At 57.1% G+C, this 15,394-nt stretch carries 14 protein-coding genes and 2 pseudogenes; 12 read left to right on the top strand and 4 right to left on the bottom strand.

The genetic code is table 11. From position 1 onward, the window contains the following. Positions 1–82 precede the first annotated feature (82 nt). The 3 genes from PSJE_RS03125 to PSJE_RS03135 form a co-directional block, all read right to left on the bottom strand. The gene (locus tag PSJE_RS03125; RefSeq protein ID WP_057714869.1) at positions 83–769 is read right to left on the bottom strand and encodes a GntR family transcriptional regulator; all 687 of its coding nucleotides are present in this window, start codon (positions 767–769) and stop codon (positions 83–85) included. Positions 770–1,195: 426 nt separating this feature from the next. After that, the gene (locus PSJE_RS03130) at positions 1,196–1,357 is read right to left on the bottom strand and encodes a DUF2986 domain-containing protein (protein WP_090455146.1); all 162 of its coding nucleotides are present in this window, start codon (positions 1,355–1,357) and stop codon (positions 1,196–1,198) included. A 57-nt stretch (positions 1,358–1,414) separates the two neighbouring features. Next, entirely contained in the window at positions 1,415–1,981 is a 567-nt protein-coding gene (locus PSJE_RS03135) for a nucleotidyltransferase family protein (RefSeq protein ID WP_167362863.1), read from the bottom strand. A gap of 228 nt (positions 1,982–2,209) precedes the next feature. Between PSJE_RS03135 and PSJE_RS03140 the strand changes: the two genes are divergently transcribed. From PSJE_RS03140 to PSJE_RS03175, 9 genes and pseudogenes are all read left to right on the top strand, one after another. Then, positions 2,210–3,547, top strand: a complete 1,338-nt coding sequence (locus PSJE_RS03140) for an MFS transporter (protein ID WP_090455144.1) — start codon at positions 2,210–2,212, stop codon at positions 3,545–3,547. 114 nt (positions 3,548–3,661) lie between these two features. After that, the gene (locus PSJE_RS03145) at positions 3,662–4,198 is read left to right on the top strand and encodes a P-loop NTPase family protein (RefSeq protein ID WP_090455142.1); all 537 of its coding nucleotides are present in this window, start codon (positions 3,662–3,664) and stop codon (positions 4,196–4,198) included. A 215-nt stretch (positions 4,199–4,413) separates the two neighbouring features. Further along, positions 4,414–4,722: pseudogene (locus tag PSJE_RS32100) on the top strand (PAS domain-containing protein); the annotation flags it as partial. Between the two features lie 282 nt (positions 4,723–5,004). After that, a pseudogene (locus PSJE_RS32105) lies at positions 5,005–5,979 on the top strand (methyl-accepting chemotaxis protein); the annotation flags it as partial. 169 nt (positions 5,980–6,148) lie between these two features. Beyond that, positions 6,149–6,484 (top strand): hypothetical protein, encoded by a 336-nt coding sequence (locus tag PSJE_RS03155; RefSeq protein WP_090457872.1) that lies wholly within the window; start codon positions 6,149–6,151, stop codon positions 6,482–6,484. A gap of 312 nt (positions 6,485–6,796) precedes the next feature. Continuing rightward, entirely contained in the window at positions 6,797–7,075 is a 279-nt protein-coding gene (locus PSJE_RS03160) for a DUF2790 domain-containing protein (RefSeq protein ID WP_090455138.1), read from the top strand. 277 nt (positions 7,076–7,352) lie between these two features. After that, a complete protein-coding gene (locus PSJE_RS03165) occupies positions 7,353–8,006 on the top strand; it encodes a hypothetical protein (protein ID WP_057714875.1) in 654 nt (217 codons plus the stop codon). Between the two features lie 72 nt (positions 8,007–8,078). Then, on the top strand, positions 8,079–8,285 hold the full coding sequence (locus tag PSJE_RS03170) for a co-regulatory protein PtrA N-terminal domain-containing protein (RefSeq protein WP_090455136.1): 207 nt from the start codon (positions 8,079–8,081) through the stop codon (positions 8,283–8,285). 110 nt (positions 8,286–8,395) lie between these two features. Then, a complete protein-coding gene (locus PSJE_RS03175; RefSeq protein WP_090455135.1) occupies positions 8,396–8,848 on the top strand; it encodes a thiol-disulfide oxidoreductase DCC family protein in 453 nt (150 codons plus the stop codon). Positions 8,849–8,961: 113 nt separating this feature from the next. On the opposite strand, the gene PSJE_RS03180 is transcribed toward PSJE_RS03175, so the two are convergent. After that, complete coding sequence (locus PSJE_RS03180; RefSeq protein ID WP_090455133.1) at positions 8,962–11,085, bottom strand: TonB-dependent receptor; 2,124 nt, start codon at positions 11,083–11,085, stop codon at positions 8,962–8,964. A 267-nt stretch (positions 11,086–11,352) separates the two neighbouring features. Between PSJE_RS03180 and pdxR the strand changes: the two genes are divergently transcribed. The 3 genes from pdxR to PSJE_RS03195 all read left to right on the top strand — a co-directional run bounded on the left by pdxR (position 11,353) and on the right by PSJE_RS03195 (position 15,361). After that, on the top strand, positions 11,353–12,861 hold the full coding sequence (gene pdxR / locus PSJE_RS03185; protein WP_090455132.1) for a MocR-like pyridoxine biosynthesis transcription factor PdxR: 1,509 nt from the start codon (positions 11,353–11,355) through the stop codon (positions 12,859–12,861). A gap of 112 nt (positions 12,862–12,973) precedes the next feature. Beyond that, a complete protein-coding gene (locus PSJE_RS03190; protein WP_090455131.1) occupies positions 12,974–14,044 on the top strand; it encodes a sugar phosphate isomerase/epimerase family protein in 1,071 nt (356 codons plus the stop codon). 51 nt (positions 14,045–14,095) lie between these two features. Beyond that, positions 14,096–15,361 carry an MFS transporter gene (locus tag PSJE_RS03195; protein ID WP_057714881.1) on the top strand — a complete coding sequence of 422 codons (1,266 nt, stop codon included), beginning with the start codon at positions 14,096–14,098 and terminating at the stop codon, positions 15,359–15,361. Positions 15,362–15,394 lie beyond the last annotated feature (33 nt).

The raw sequence follows: 15,394 nt of genomic DNA on the forward strand, positions 1-15,394 counted from the left end.
GTATCCGGATTGATATTCAATGCCGCCGTTTCTGCGACATCAACTCGTATCGATCCTCATGCCAATTAAGCGAGGACCGGTATTATTTAAATGGAGTTGGCAGGTCTGCCTTCATTCCATTGGGCGCGATAAACATTTCCATGTTCTCGCGGGAGAGCTCCCAATGCTCAAAGACCAGGTCAACTACAGCGCTCTCGTCACGACGCTCAATGGCTTCAATAAAAGAATCGTGGTGCTCTGCGGAAAGCTGTAGCCGTTGTTCCATGTCCTCATCGCGAGGGCGGAAAAATGTATGACCAATCCGTGCGTGATCAATCAGCAGTCTTTCGAGGCTGGGCTCAAGGTACTGATTGCCCGACATTTCACCCATGATTGCGTGGAATCGATTGTTTTCCACCACCATCATCAGGGCATCACGGGACACCGTCGCAGCACGGAAACGGCGTTGCGTTTCCTTCAGGTCAACCAGCTGCTGAGCCTTGAAATTCTGAACGGCCAGGCGACCTATCGCGGCGTACACCATGGGAGCCACCAGGAAAAAATTTCGCAGTGTCGAGTGGTTCATGGGAATCACCCGGGCACCGCGGTTCTCCCTGATATCGATGTACCCCTCACCGGCAAGACGTCGAAATACTTCCCGTACCGGGGTTCTCGAAAGCCCGTACCGTTCGCTGATGGCAACCTCATCCAGCGCCTCGTCAGGATCGAGCTCCATCGTGAGGATCTGACGCTTGAGGTCGTCATAAAGAGTGCTCTTGCCGTTTTTCACAATGACCTCCCGAGGCAGTCAAATCAGCGGTTACGGCTTGTTGTTGAATTCAGATTCGCACGGGTTTCGGGTGTCGTCAATGATTTGTATTTTTTATGTATACACAGAAAATACTGTAAGAACACACATGTGAAATAGATTATTTCCTTACAAATCAAATAGATAAAATTTCAAACCGAAATCATAGGGTCGTTAACAGAAATGTAACCTGTCGCAAATTGAACGGCCCTTCGGCCTCGGGATCGGGCACCTGGCCGGGTCGGATGTCCGACGGCGCCATTTTCAAGACCGCAAACGACATGCTGCCGATATGACAAACAGGGCAATGTTCGAGAAATGTAGCGAGGGGGATCTGGTCATTCAAAGCCGCGAAGCGGCTTCGACTTGAAGGAAGGGGTCGACCACGTCTACGCGGTCCGACGTGAATCAGCTCTCAGAGGCGATCGTTGACTCGTCAGTGGTTTCTGCCGCCAGCTTCAATCGGTCCGCTTTACAAATGTATTTAGGCTTGCTCTTCGGTGCCAGTTTGGCACTGGCCTTTTTGGCCTTAGCCTTGAACAGTTGCTTTAGTTTCTTTTGACGGTTCATGTTGTTCTACTCAGCCTGTAATTCTTGAATGATATCAGCTTGAGACATTTAGCCGATTCAACTTTGCGGCTCCACGATCCTGAGCCAGGGCCAGCGAGCCTGATAACTTCTCGCCTTCTGATCGAACAGCTCTGGCTTGAGATTCTTTGGGTTGATTCGAAGTAGCCCGTGCTCGGTGTCGGCCAGGCCGTTGGGCGCATAGACCTCACCCGTTTCGATATCCAGACCAATGCAGGTGCCGGCAATCAGGTAGCGATCTATCCCGTCTTTAGCCGACTGAAGCCTTGGATAATCCCCGCCAAAGCGCTGGCGGTACCACAGGTGGACGCGGGCCTGATTCTTGATCTCAATGTTCACGTCGAGGTCCTGGAACAGACGCTGACCTGATTCGATGACCTCATTCTCAGCTTCCCATGACAAGTCATCATCGAAGTAAAAGACGTCGTAATCCTTCACGCCCCACTCTGGCGGTCGCTGTGCCTGTTGATTCCAGACGGCCTGGAACAGGCAGCCGGCCGTTAGCATGCATTGGTTCAAACCGAGTTCAGGCAAGCGAGTGGAAATTTCTGCGTTTACCGGATTGGTCATTGCGACCCTGACCAGGCTTTCGACAGTCAATGTCATCTTCATCCCTTCTGATTGATCTAATCCCGGCGACCGACAATACCCTCAACGCCGTTCAAGTTTGCAAAAAAGTCGCCCTTTTCTCTCCCTCGGCCAATCTGGCGCGAATCATGCCTGATTCAATGGCCTGAAGTCGGTACTGACTATGTGGGTGACACTTTTGAAGTGAACCACCTCAGTGCCTGCCACGATAATCGATAGCTTACTGACGATCTGTCGAGGTCAAGCATGACGAACGCAACTACGGAACAAGTCAGCCCACAAACACTGAGAAGAGTGATTGTGGCTGCCGGCATCGGCAATTTCGTCGAGTGGTTCGACTTTGCGGTGTATGGCTTTTTGGCCACGACCATCGCCCAGCAATTCTTCCCCAGCGGCGATGCCAGTGCCGCGCTGCTCAAGACCTTTGCGGTATTCGCCGTGGCCTTTGCGTTTCGGCCCCTTGGAGGGATTTTCTTCGGCATGCTGGGCGACAGGATCGGCCGCAAGCGCACCCTTGCGATGACCATCCTGCTGATGGCCGGTGCCACGACCTTGATCGGCCTGCTGCCCACTTATGCGGCAATCGGGGTCATGGCGCCGATTCTTCTGTCCCTGATCCGTTGCGCCCAAGGCTTTTCCGCCGGGGGAGAATACGCAGGTGCCTGTGCCTACTTGATGGAACATGCGCCGAGTGACAAGCGCGCCTGGTACGGCAGCTTCATTCCGGTATCGACATTTTCCGCCTTCGCCGCGGCCGCCGTGGTGGCCTACGCGCTCGAGGCATCATTGTCGGCCGAAGCAATGGGGAGCTGGGGTTGGCGCCTGCCGTTCCTGATTGCCGCCCCCTTGGGCCTGGTGGGTCTTTACCTGCGCTGGAAGCTCGATGAGACACCGGCATTCCAGGCGGTGACTCAGGAACATGCTGTCGCACATTCTCCACTCAAGGAAACCTTGCGCAACCATGGTGCGGCGATCTGTTGCCTGGGCGCTTTTGTGTCACTCACGGCACTTTCGTTTTATATGTTCACCACCTACTTCGCGACCTACCTGCAAGTGGCCGGTGGCCTGAGTCGCGCAACAGCCTTGCTGGTGTCACTGATTGCATTGCTGTTCGCTGCGGCGATCTGCCCGCTGGCCGGGCTGTATTCGGACCGGGTTGGGCGTCGTGTCACGGTGATGACCGCATGCGCGCTGTTGATCCTGGTCGTGTATCCATCGTTCCTGATGGCCAGCTCCGGCTCGTTCGCCGCGTCCATCGTCGGCGTCATGCTCCTGGCGATTGGCGCGGTGTTGTGTGGCGTGGTAACGGCGGCCTTGCTCTCGGAAACCTTCCCTACCCGCACTCGGTACACCGCCTCGGCGATCACCTACAACATGGCGTACACCCTTTTCGGTGGCACCGCGCCGCTGGTGGCAACGTGGCTGATCAGCACCACCGGCAGCAACCTGTCGCCAGCGTTCTACCTGATTGCGATTGCATTGCTCGCATTGGCGGGCGGGCTGGCATTACCGGAGACTTCAAGGATTTCCCTGCACGACGTTGCGGTGCAGGAGAAAACCGAGGGCGTGGGCGCATCCGCCTGAAAACACGAAACGAGCCGGCCAGGCGTCACGTGAGCTAGGTTTCCCTCAGCGGCCGTTGACTGGCCGTCAAAACCCTGCACAATTGCCGGCTTTTTTCGCGACAGGACGTCACTCATGCAACGGATTGTAATTCTAGGCAATGCCGGTAGCGGCAAATCCACCCTCGCCCGCGCCCTTGGCAAGCGTCTGGGCCTGCCCGTGGTGCACCTCGATACCTTGTTCTGGGAGCCCGGCTGGATAGAACCCGACGCGGAGCAATTCCGCGCGCGGGTCAGCGCCGCGATCGCAGCGGATACCTGGATTTGTGAAGGCAACTATGCCCGGCGCACCTTTGACCTTCGCCTGCCCCGGGCCGACCTGATCATCTGGCTCGATACGCCGCGACTGACCTGCTTCGCCCGAGTGATCATGCGCAGCGTCAGCAAGCGCCCTCGCCCTGACCTTGCAGCCGGTTGCCCAGAGAAGCTCGACCGGGCGTTCCTGACCTTTCTGAACTTTGTGTGGAATTTCGATCAGGGTTATCGCCCCGGTATCGAGGCGGTGCGCCTGACCACAGGCCCGCGGATTCCTGTGGTGCATTTGTGCAATAGCCAGCAGATTGCCGCCTTTCTCCATGGCTTGCCCGCAATGCCAGGCACCTGCCCTGTATAGAGGGCGCATGATTTCACATTGATATCGCCGATTTGTCATGAAATGACAAGAAATTGTCGTCGAATGAATGGTCGATAGCCTCCCCCGTCCATAAATTCCTCTTCGGGCCCGCGCGTTGAATCCCCCGATCTGACACCTGGCCCGGCTGGCGCAATGCCTGGGCGCATTTCTGATTTATATGCTCAACATAATAATAATCCGAGGGGTCGCATTGTATGCGTGTGAATTTACCCGTAACCGAGCATGAAAGTGTTTTCCCCACCGAACAGCGATTGATCTCCACCACCGATCTGGATAGCCGAATCACATACTGCAACGACGCCTTTGTTGCCATCAGCGGTTTCACCTACGACGAACTGGTGGGTCAGACCCATAACCTGGTTCGACACCCCGATATGCCACCCGGGGTATTCGTGCATATGTGGCACACCATCAAGCAAGGCAAACCCTGGATGGGTATTGTGAAAAACCGCTCGAAGAATGGTGATTTCTATTGGGTCAGTGCCTACGTCACGCCCATCTATGAAAACGGACGCATGAGTGGCTACGAGTCGGTCCGCTCGGTGCCCAGCCGCGACCAGGTCCGCCGGGCATCAGCGCTCTATTCCAGGATGCGGGCCGGCAAGCCGATCGTTGCGCGCAGCGCGCGGATTTTCCGGCCACTGCGACAGGGGTGGCCATTATTGATGGCTGGCGGGGTTTCACTGCTCGGTCGTCAGTGGCTATCGACAACCGCGGCACAAGGGGTCCTGATCGCGAGCCTTGGAGTTGCCTGGTACCTGATCGAGTCCCGAAATCGCAAGGCCATCGAACGTACCCTGGTCGAGCATCCGAAAGCCTTTTCCGATCCGTTGGTCGCCCTCACCTACAGCGATAACTACGGCCCCCAGGGGCAACTGGACATGGCCATGGTCAGTGAGGAAGCGCGCCTGCAGACAGCCCTGAGCCGGCTCGTCGATGCCGGGGTCAATGTCAAGGCCAAGGCGGCGCAATCATCCGAGCTCTCAGGTTCCCAGGCGCAGTCGCTTGATCGTCAGCGCAGTGAAACCGATCAGTCTGCCGCCGCCATTTCACAGATGGCCGCCACCATTCAGGAAGTCACGCAGAACGTCATCAGCACCGCACATGCCGCGTCGGAGGCTGACCAGTTGACCCGTGACGGTAGTGAGTTGGCCCGGCAAAGCCTGAGCGCCATGAAAACCATGCATGAGGCGGTCAACGAGATTGGCCAGGCGGTCGATGCATTGGCGAGCGAAACGCAATCGATCGGCAGTGTCGTGGATGTCATCACCTCCATTGCCGAACAGACCAACCTGCTGGCGCTCAATGCGGCCATCGAGGCGGCCCGGGCAGGTGAGCAAGGTCGCGGATTTGCCGTGGTTGCCGACGAGGTGCGCTCCCTTGCACAACGCACCCGCACCTCCACCGAACAGATCCACGGCATCATCGCTTCACTGTATGTCGGTGCCGATCGCGCCGTATCAACGGCCAATCGTGGCGAGCAGATTTCCCGCGAAAGCATGCAAAGTGTCGAGGCGGTGCAGTCGGCGTTGGTCGGCATCAGCCAGGCCGTCACCCGGATAACCGGCATGAGCCAGCAGATGGCCTCGGCGTCTGAAGAACAAAGTCACGTGGCTGAAGATATCAATCAGCAGATCACCCGGATTGCCCAACTGTGCGACCACAGTGCCGGGCAGGCCAAGCAAGGCGCCGCGATCAGCCAGGATCTGGAAGTCATGGCCGATTATCTGCACAGCCTGGCCGAACGTTTCAGCCGATAGCCTTTAGTGCCTGTTGACCATCTTGCATCCGGACAACAGGCAGCCTCAGTGGAAAACAGCGACGCGTCCCTCAACGCCCCCAGTCCCAATGATAGAATCCTGTTTTGAAAAAGGAGTTTCATCTGTGGAGGCTGGAAAAATGAGTTGCCCATATTGCGCGGAAGTCATCATGGCTGAAGCCATTCTATGCAAGCACTACCAATCCGACCTCAGGCAGAAAATACAAATCCCGCCTGGGCGGCCACTACCGTCAGTAAAGAGAATGGGCCCTGTCAGCAAGGTCCTCATCGGAGCCATTATCGCCATCACCTTGTACCTGGCTTTCGGCTCTGCTGTCAGTAACAGGTCGCAAGACAAGGAAATGATGCAGGCCCGAGATGCCGTCGAACTATGCCGCCAGGAAGTAAACAGCTACTCCGGCCCTGCAGTCGGGAAAAGCATAATCGTAGAAACTTGTCAGAAGCTTGAAGACGAATTCCGTAAGGGTTTTGGCGACGCACTATAGGAAAAACCGATTACGAAGCCCGCCATTGAGCGGGCTTTTTTGCCTTTGGCATCAGGCAACAAATCACTGATTCACCCTGCATGAAAATCCATCATGACATGTTATGACATCATTCAAAAACGGACTTTGGTCAACAAATACGGGGTTAAAAGGACGAATGGTCGAAAGGCGTCAAGCGTGGGGAATTGCCGGGAGTTTGCAGCCACTACAGGCTTTTCAGGCAGGCGCGTTCGTCGCGGCAAGGTGAACTTCACTTACTCAACGTGTCACATTAGGTCCCCGTCAAGCGAACTTCAGTGGAGGTATAGCCTTATGAGCATGACCACAATTGTCAGTGCCGTGATTTCCAGTCTCGCACCCAGTGTCTTTGACCAGAACAACCTGCAAGAACCCGGCGCACATGTTTCAGCCGTCGATTATCACTACGGTATGGACATCGATGTGAAACAGGTACTGCAGCGCACCGATACATCCGACAAGACCGGCGTAGTACCAGTGACTGTGGTCTACCTGGACAGCCAGGGTGAGCTTCACAAGATCCGTTTCCTCGAATGGGGTGCAAGCCCTGCCAACCCCACCAGCATTGCCTGATCCGCTCGTCGATCGGATTCCGGGCCTCACCGCCCCCCCAGAAGCGGAAGTTAAACCTCCCATGCACTGAGTGCGATTGAGGTTTTTGTTACTTGAAAATGGACATGATCGAATGACTAAAAAGTTCATTCGAGAAACTCACTTTTATCTTGGTGGCTTAATGTCGCAAGATTAATTGATAACAATTGCTGGATCTAAATGGCAGTCAGCAACGGTAAATTCCAATCAAACCGTGCATAGAGCCAAGTTGATTCACTATTGAAACCAAGAGGTCACCATGGAACTTAGTATGTTCTCTTCGTCCACCGTGGAATATGTGCGTTTAGGCGTTGTATATTTTCATCTTATCGCCTGCTGCGTAGCAATCGGGCTGGTCTTGACCAGTGACATTGCAATGGTCAAGCAACTCCTGAAGGGAGATGCGTCAGGCCACCACGATGACGCGCACATGGAAAGCCTTCAAAAAACCGTAGTGCTTGCACTTGTAGCGCTTTGGATTACGGGCATTGGTATTGTCGGGATCGATTATGCCGGCAAGGGGATGGAATATTTCCTCAATCCAAAATTGCAAGCCAAAATCGGCATAGTTGTGCTGTTGACCTTTAACGGTTTCCTGTTGCATAGCGCGGTATTGCCGGCGCTGAAAAAAGCCGGTTCGTTACTCAAACTCTCCTTCAGCTTGCGCATGCTGGCGCTGTTCTCCGGCGCCCTCTCTGGCGTGTCGTGGTTCTATGCCGCCATGCTGGGTGTTGGTCGTCCGCTGGCCTGGAAGTATTCGCTGGTGGAGTTGCTGGCAGCCTATCCGGTACTCATCGTCGGTGGTTTCGGAGCGATGGTACTGCTCACTACCTGGGCAAAAAGCAGAGACACCGAAGCACGTAGGGACCAAGGCACCTGGTCACCAGGAAACGCCGCCCTGGCTGGATGGTGAGACAAGGAAGTTCAGCTTTAGCCAAAAAACCCATTTTTAGCAGTTCGTAAAATGTCACTTGAGGATACCCAAATGAAATCCATGAAAACCCTTTTCGTAATCGCCGCTCTGACCGCGTCTTCTCTGGCGATGGCCACAGGTGGTGGTGACAAGACGTTCAATCGCATGGAGTCGGCCCGGAAAGTCTCGATGGAGGCCTTCCAGGTTGCACAGAAACAGAAGGCTGAAGCCGCTGTCGCTGAAAGCAAAGCCAAGGCTGCCAATCACACCAACAGCTGATCGATGTAGCCTGCCCCCCGGCTGACAGAAATGTGCAGCCTCAAGCCTCGCTAGCAGCATCCAAGGTGCTGCTAGCGCCGGTTTAACCGAGATCCCTTGGACCCACGCCTATGCCAGCCTCGCAAACCCGCCCCTCACCCGCGCCGTTGCTCAAACCGGGAGAGACGGTGGTTTTGTTCGACGGTGTCTGCAAGCTATGCAATGGCTGGGTGAGATTCTTGATTCGCCATGACCGCCAGCGGCGCGTGCGGTTGGCGGCGGTTCAGTCACCCGAGGGGCAGGCGCTGCTCGCATGGGCAGGTTTGCCCCTGGATCAGTTCCACACCATGGCGGTGATCCGCGACCGACACTACTGGGAGCGTTCGCAAGCATATTTCGAAGTCATTGCCCAGTTGCCCGCACGCTGGCACCCCGTGCTTCTGTTGCGCATTTTTCCTCGCACGCTTCTGGATTGGGCATACGACCGCATTGCGCTTAATCGTTATCGGCTCTTCGGGAAATACGACACATGCCTGTTGCCGGACCCTGATCATGAACAGCGCTTTTTGAAAGCCCCCCTGTGAACGCCCTCATGCGCATTAACCGGATCGCCCTGAGGAACCGGCTATCGCTTCAGGAGACAATCCCCTCAAACAAACGCCCGACAATGCCGGGCGCCCGTTCTTCAGGTCTGTACTCAGAAGCGATAGTTGGTGCTCAGCTCCAGCGTCCGCGGGGCACCGGGTGTGATCAGATCCACTGAGCCATGCGCCGAAGCGTAATAGTCCTTGTCGAAAACGTTGCGCAGACGCAGGGCCATGTCCCATTTCGGCTCGTTGTACAGCAGCGCGGCGTCCACGGTTGTGTAAGCCGGCATGACCACATTGTTATCCAGCGCGGTATAGCGATCATCGACATAGTTGGCCCCCATGCCCACACGCCAGGTTTGCGTCAGTGAACGCACCAACCACAGGTTGGCGCTGTGGCGCGGCGTCAGAGTGGGCACCTGCCCTTCGTTGGCGACCCCGTTGGTAAAGCTGTTGGACTTGGTGATTTCGGCATCCAGAAAGGCGTAACCGGCATAGACCTGCCATTTGTCACTCAACTGCCCGCTGGCGGTCAGCTCAAGACCGTCGGTGCGCTGCTCACCCGCAAGCACCAGTTTGGTCGGGTTCGCCGGATCGCTGGTTTTCATATTGGTGCGTTCCAGACGGAACAGCGCCGCGGTCAACGCCAAGCGATTGTCGAGCAGGTCCCACTTGCCGCCGATCTCGAAGTTGGTGGTTTCCTCTGGTTCAAGATCCTGGTTCGTCGTGCTCAGGGCGAACATCTCGGCGGAGGGTTGGTAGGAGCGGCTCACCGAGACGTAATAGGACTGCACTTGATCAGGCTGGTAGACCAGACCGACTCGCGGACTCCAGGTCGTATCGGTGCGGGACAGCTCGCTGTGCGTCAGGTCATCGGCGTACTCCTGGTCGAACACGTCGTAACGCACACCCAGCAGTGCCTTCCACTGTGGCGCCAGTTCGATCAGGTCCTGTACGTAGAAGCCGGCGGTGTCCTGGGTGTTGGTACCCTTGGCGGTTTGCCGGTTGGCCTGGAACGGCACGTCGACCAAGGCATCGCGGTACACCGGCACCCGGGCCACATTGGATTGGCTGAATACGGACTGGTCCTTCACCTGGCGCCCCAACTCCACACCATAGAGCAGGTTATGGTTCATCCCGGCAAGCACGGCGCGCTGCTTGAGTTCGGTCTGGTTGAACCACCCGTCCTCCTTGCGCTGCACGTTGCCGCGGTTGAGTTTTACCAGCAGTTCACCATTGGGAGCAGTGACGAAACGTGTCGGGCTGGAGTCAGCGAGTGTGTTGTTGCGATCCAGGTCGTAGTGGTAGTAACGACTGGTATTGCTCAGGCTGAAATCGTCGTTGATCCGGTAGTCGACACCCGCCGTGAACGAGAACACTTCGCTACGGGTGTAGTCATCATCCGGGTCGGCGGCACCGAAGCGCTTGTCGCGGTCCACATCGACCGGTCGGTCGCCTCGTGCCGGGATGCCGAAGTCAATCAGGCGCTTGTCATACAGATAGGTAGCACCCAGGTCCAGTTCCAGATCATCCGAGAGCTTGAAGTAGGCCGAAGGCGCGATGGCCTTGCGGTCGGTGTAGCCGTCATCCCGGAAGGTGTCACTGTTCTCCAGCGCGCCTGTCACACGAAAGGCTTTATTGCCCTGCTGCTGATCGGCCCAGCCGGCATCGAACTGAGTGCGTTTTTCGCCCTCGCTGTCGACGCTGACGCCGACCTCCTGCTTGGGTGCGAAGTTGGGTGTCTTGCTGATGCTGTTGATCAGCCCCCCCGAAGAGCCTCGGCCATAGAGCACCGCAGCCGGCCCCTTGATCACTTCCACCCGCTCGACGTTGGACAGATCCCGGAAGTACAGCGCATCGTCGCGAATGCCGTCGACATACATGTCGCCAATGGCACTGAAACCACGGATGGTGACCTGATCGCGCTGACCGTCACCATTGGACAGGCCGATACCAGGGACGTTCTTCAGCACGTCCTCCATCGACCGCGCCCCCTGATCCTTGATGACGCTCTGGGGAATCACAGTGACGGTTTGCGGGATATCTCGTAGAGGGGCGTCGATCTTCAGCGCGCTCCTGCTCTCGGTCGACATGTAGCTCTGCTCGCTGTACTCACTGTTCACAGCGGTTGCCGGTAGGGTTAGAGCAGACTCCGTTTCTGCCTGTAATTCAGGTACAACCAGAACACCCAGCAACGACAGAGAGGCTGGGTAAATGCGCGATCGAGCCACCATGGACACCTTTGTTTGAATTATCGCGCGAATAATAACGATTATCTTTTGTAAGTAAATACATATCATTCCTATATGCAACTCAGAACGATCGTCTCAATTTCATGGGCGGTCGACAGAAGCGTTAGTGCACTGCCGTACTCGGCAGCCATATTATTGTGACGCTGACGCTGTGGTGGATGACTTATCCAGCCCCCCTCGATACCCTTTCGCCCCCGGGTGCCTGACGGCAATTCAGGTCAAACCACACTTCATCCAGACGAACCAAAAATGAAATCCTCCGCAGGTTTGCTGTTGTCAGGTATCGAGCTGGACCGTGCCAGTTCCATCCCCTTGTACCGCCAACTCTACTTGCAGATTCGCAAACAGATCCTCAGTGGCAGGATTCAGGGTGGCGTGCGCCTGCCCTCCACCCGGACCCTGAGCAAGGAACTGCAGCTGTCGCGAATCAGCATTCTCAATGCGTTCGATCAACTGATTGCCGAAGGTTTTCTGACGTCGAGGACCGGGGCCGGGACCTATGTCGGCCATGAATGGGAAAGCCGCGGTATTGAAGACGATGAATACAAGCGCCAGCCCCCTCGCCTGTCCGACTTGAGCCAGTCCATGCTGTCGTTGCGCAGCGATCATTTTCGCGGCGTTTCCTATGCCGACTGGGCGACCGGCAGCCCGACCTCGTTCCTGCCCAGCCACAGCGCCTACGATGCATTCCCGCAATCGGTCTGGAAGCGGCTGTTGAACCGTCACCTGCACAAGCCGACCAAAGCCATGCTCGGTTATGGCGAACTGCAGGGATTGCTGGCCCTGCGCGAGGCGATTGCCGAGTACGTCTTCGATGCCCGTGGCATCGATTGCACTGCCGATCAGGTGGTCATCGTGTCCGGCGCCCAGCAAGCCTTCAACCTGCTGGGCATGCTGTTGCTCAATCCGCAGGACAGTTTCTGGATGGAAGATCCGGGGCATATCGCGGCGCGAATTGCGCTCCAGGCCCAAGGTGGTCAGGTCGTGCCGTTGCGTATCGACGAACAGGGGATCGATGTCCGGCAAGGCCTGGCTTTGTGTCCTGACGCCCGCCTGGTGTTTACCACACCTTCCCGTCAGCATCCCTTGGGCGTCACCATGAGTTATGGGCGACGCCAGGAACTCATCGACTGGGCCGCCCAGAATCAAAGCTGGATCATCGAGGACGACTGCGACAGTGAATTTCGCTACAACGGTCGCCCCCTGCCGGCACTCTATGCCATGGACCAATGGGCCCGGGTCATCTACGCCGGAACCTTCAGCAAAGTGCTCTTCCCCTCGCTGCGACTGGGTTACGTGATACTGCCGAACGCCTTGATCGAACCCTTCTGCACCCTGCGGGCGGTCATGGATCGCAGCCCGCCCACGCTGCTACAGGCCGCCACGGCGGACTTCATGCGCGAAGGCCACTTTCTCGGCCATATTCGTCGAATGCGCGCCCTGTACCAGGCTCGCCAGCAGGCACTGGTCGAACAACTGCAGAAACGACTGGGCTCTTTCTTCAGGATCACGCCAGTGGAAGCCGGCATGCACCTGATCGCCTGGTTACCCGCGCATCTCGATGACGACGCCCTGGCCAGGGAACTCGGCCAGCATGACATTCATACCTATCCCCTGAGTGACTACTGCGTCGAACATGTCTTGCCACCGGCGCTGTTGATCGGTTTTGCCAGCACCCCCGAGGACCAGGCCCAAGCGCGCGTCGAAGCACTGGCCCAGGCCCTGGACAAAATGGGCTACCTGCAACCGGCCACCTGACCCAAGGCAAGTGGTCTTATGATTTAACTGATAATGGATCTATCGAGAGTTCCTGACTGGCGCGATAAAGGCTGCGCCGGTAGACCCGGTGTCTGAACCAGGAACGACTCGAATGAACAATAAGATCCAGGAACGATTCAACGCCTTGCTCAGCCATAAGGCTGTCGAGGCCGGAGCTCCCCCCGTACTGACCGAGGCACTGGCCCGCCGGTTGCTCGACCGACTGGCACAGTTGCGCCTGTTTGCCCATGCCTACCCCTTGCTGACCAACCTGACCCACGGCCGTGTCACCCCTGGCGACCTGTTGGACTTCGCCTATCGCCACGAACTGCAGGGCCTGAGCCTGCACCTGCTCGACGGTGAGGAAAACAGCCTCAGTCAAATGACCGCCGCGCAACTTCAGGCGTTTGCAGACAAGGCCAATGCGCTGGGGCTGGATGTGCATCTGGAAATCAGCAGCACGCTGAAAAAAGATGTCGATCAAGTGATCGCCATTGCCAAGGCGCTGGGCACCCGCAACATCCGTGTCTACTCACGCTACGAAGGGGCGTTGTCCCGGGTCATGGACGTGATCGAGTCAGACCTGCACTACCTCGCGCAACAGGCAGACGAGCACGACCTGTTCTTCGACTTCGAACAGCATGAAGAACTCAAGAGCGCCGAAATCGCGCAACTGCTGAACCGGCTGAACCACCCTCGCCTGCACGCGCTGTTCGACTTCGGCAACATGATCAATGCCTGCGAGCAGCCCCTGGCGGCACTGCGCACCCTGGCGCCGCACATACGCCAGACCCACCTCAAGGGTGTGCGCATCGTGCCTGAACAAAACGGCTTCGGGCATTACGGTGTGCTGCAAGGCTGTGACGAAGACGACCTGCCCAACGCACGCATGTTGTTCGAATTGCTGATGCTCGGCGAATCATCCCCGCAAGTGATCGCCTTCATCCTGGAGCAGGAAAACCACTACGTCGCCCCGGCGTTCCGCCAGCTCGACGAAGCCGCGGACCCGTTCATTGCGTACCGGGAAATGAGTGAAACAGCGCTGCCGGAAGGCTTCTCGCTGGAGCGAATGCTGGTCGATGAGCACCGTTGGGCAAACAACCAGGTCGCCTACGTACGAGGTCTGCTGGCCGAGTTCCGCACCCTGGCCGAGTTGACCTTGGCCCATTGCGCTAACGCCTGAACCTGACGTGCCGACCGGCACTGCCTACCCAATAACGCCTGGAGAACAATAATGACATCCCAAGACAAGGCCAAATGGCTCAGATTCCTGATTCTCATCCTCGGTGGTGGCACCATCTACAAGCTGGCGAATCTCAAAGACGCCTTCTACATCCCCATGCAAGAATTCATGGGGCTGTCCCACACTGAAATCGGCGTGCTGCTGAGCGCCAACGCCATCATCGCCACTGCGCTGTTCGTGGTGGGCGGCATGCTTGCCGACCGGTACGACACGCGCAAGCTGATCCCCCTTGGCTTGATCGGTACCGGCGGCCTCGGACTTTACCTGGCGACCTTCCCGCCCTTCAGCAATCTGCTGGTGGTGTTCTGCCTGCTGGCCGTGTGTGCCGACTGCCTCTTTTGGCCTTCGCTGCTCAAAGCCATCCGCAACCTTGGCGACGATAAGGAACAGGGTCGCCTGTTCGGCCTGCTCGAAGGCGGGCGTGGCGTCATCGATACCCTGGTCGCCTTCTCTGCGCTGGGCGTCTTTGTCGCCATGGGCTCCGGTGAAAACGGTCTGAAATCGGCGATCCTGTTCTACTCGGTCATCGACATTCTTGCCGGTACCCTGACCTGGCTGCTGCTCAAGAGCGGCAAAACCCAGTCGACCGTCAAGCCGAAGAACGGGTTGTCGAACCTGTTCGAGGCCATCAAGGTGCCGGGCATCTGGCTGGTCAGCCTCAACGTGTTCATGGTCTACATCGTGTACTGCGGCCTGACCTATTTCATTCCCTACCTCAAGGAAATGTACGAGCTGCCCGTGGCCCTGGTGGGCGCCTACGGCATCATCAACCAGTACTTCCTCAAGATCCTGGGCGGCCCTGCCGGTGGCTTCATTGCCGACAAACAGTTCAAGAGTTCCAGCCGCTATCTGAAGTGGGCATTCCTGGCGTTGTTGCCGCTGATGGGTGTCATCATGCTCATCCCGAAAAGCCCGGACTTCATCTACGCAGGCATGGCGGCCACCCTCTCCTTCGCGCTGATTGTCTTTTCCATGCGCGGCGTGTTCTGGGCACCCATGGGTGAAGTCGGCATTCCCCAGCACATCACCGGTTCAGCATTCGGGATCGGTTGCCTGATCGGCTATGCGCCCGGCATGTTCGCCTACGTCATCTATGGCGCCATCCTTGATCACTTCCCGGGTCAGCAGGGCTACAACTACGTGTTCTCGTTGATGAGCGTATTGGCCATTGTCGGGTTCATGGTGTCCAGCCTGCTGTATCAAGCGGTCCGCAAGAATGCCACGATCACTGGCAAGGTCAGCGCCGCGCAAGCCTGAACATAGACGGTGCATGCAGTGCGGCGGTAACCG

It is taken from the genome of Pseudomonas jessenii (genome assembly GCF_002236115.1).
Lineage (GTDB): Bacteria > Pseudomonadota > Gammaproteobacteria > Pseudomonadales > Pseudomonadaceae > Aquipseudomonas > Aquipseudomonas jessenii.

What these genes read in the sequence shown, in the direction of transcription:
- PSJE_RS03135 (WP_167362863.1), bottom strand. Translation starts at nt 1,981, where the DNA reads ATGACATTGACTGTCGAAAGCCTGGTCAGGGTCGCAATGACCAATCCG.
- PSJE_RS03130 (WP_090455146.1), bottom strand. Translation starts at nt 1,357, where the DNA reads ATGAACCGTCAAAAGAAACTAAAGCAACTGTTCAAGGCTAAGGCCAAA.
- PSJE_RS03155 (WP_090457872.1), top strand. Translation starts at nt 6,149, where the DNA reads ATGGCTGAAGCCATTCTATGCAAGCACTACCAATCCGACCTCAGGCAG.
- PSJE_RS03180 (WP_090455133.1), bottom strand. Translation starts at nt 11,085, where the DNA reads ATGGTGGCTCGATCGCGCATTTACCCAGCCTCTCTGTCGTTGCTGGGT.
- PSJE_RS03190 (WP_090455131.1), top strand. Translation starts at nt 12,974, where the DNA reads ATGAACAATAAGATCCAGGAACGATTCAACGCCTTGCTCAGCCATAAG.
- PSJE_RS03145 (WP_090455142.1), top strand. Translation starts at nt 3,662, where the DNA reads ATGCAACGGATTGTAATTCTAGGCAATGCCGGTAGCGGCAAATCCACC.
- PSJE_RS03170 (WP_090455136.1), top strand. Translation starts at nt 8,079, where the DNA reads ATGAAATCCATGAAAACCCTTTTCGTAATCGCCGCTCTGACCGCGTCT.
- PSJE_RS03140 (WP_090455144.1), top strand. Translation starts at nt 2,210, where the DNA reads ATGACGAACGCAACTACGGAACAAGTCAGCCCACAAACACTGAGAAGA.
- PSJE_RS03165 (WP_057714875.1), top strand. Translation starts at nt 7,353, where the DNA reads ATGGAACTTAGTATGTTCTCTTCGTCCACCGTGGAATATGTGCGTTTA.
- pdxR (WP_090455132.1), top strand. Translation starts at nt 11,353, where the DNA reads ATGAAATCCTCCGCAGGTTTGCTGTTGTCAGGTATCGAGCTGGACCGT.
- PSJE_RS03175 (WP_090455135.1), top strand. Translation starts at nt 8,396, where the DNA reads ATGCCAGCCTCGCAAACCCGCCCCTCACCCGCGCCGTTGCTCAAACCG.
- PSJE_RS03195 (WP_057714881.1), top strand. Translation starts at nt 14,096, where the DNA reads ATGACATCCCAAGACAAGGCCAAATGGCTCAGATTCCTGATTCTCATC.
- PSJE_RS03160 (WP_090455138.1), top strand. Translation starts at nt 6,797, where the DNA reads ATGAGCATGACCACAATTGTCAGTGCCGTGATTTCCAGTCTCGCACCC.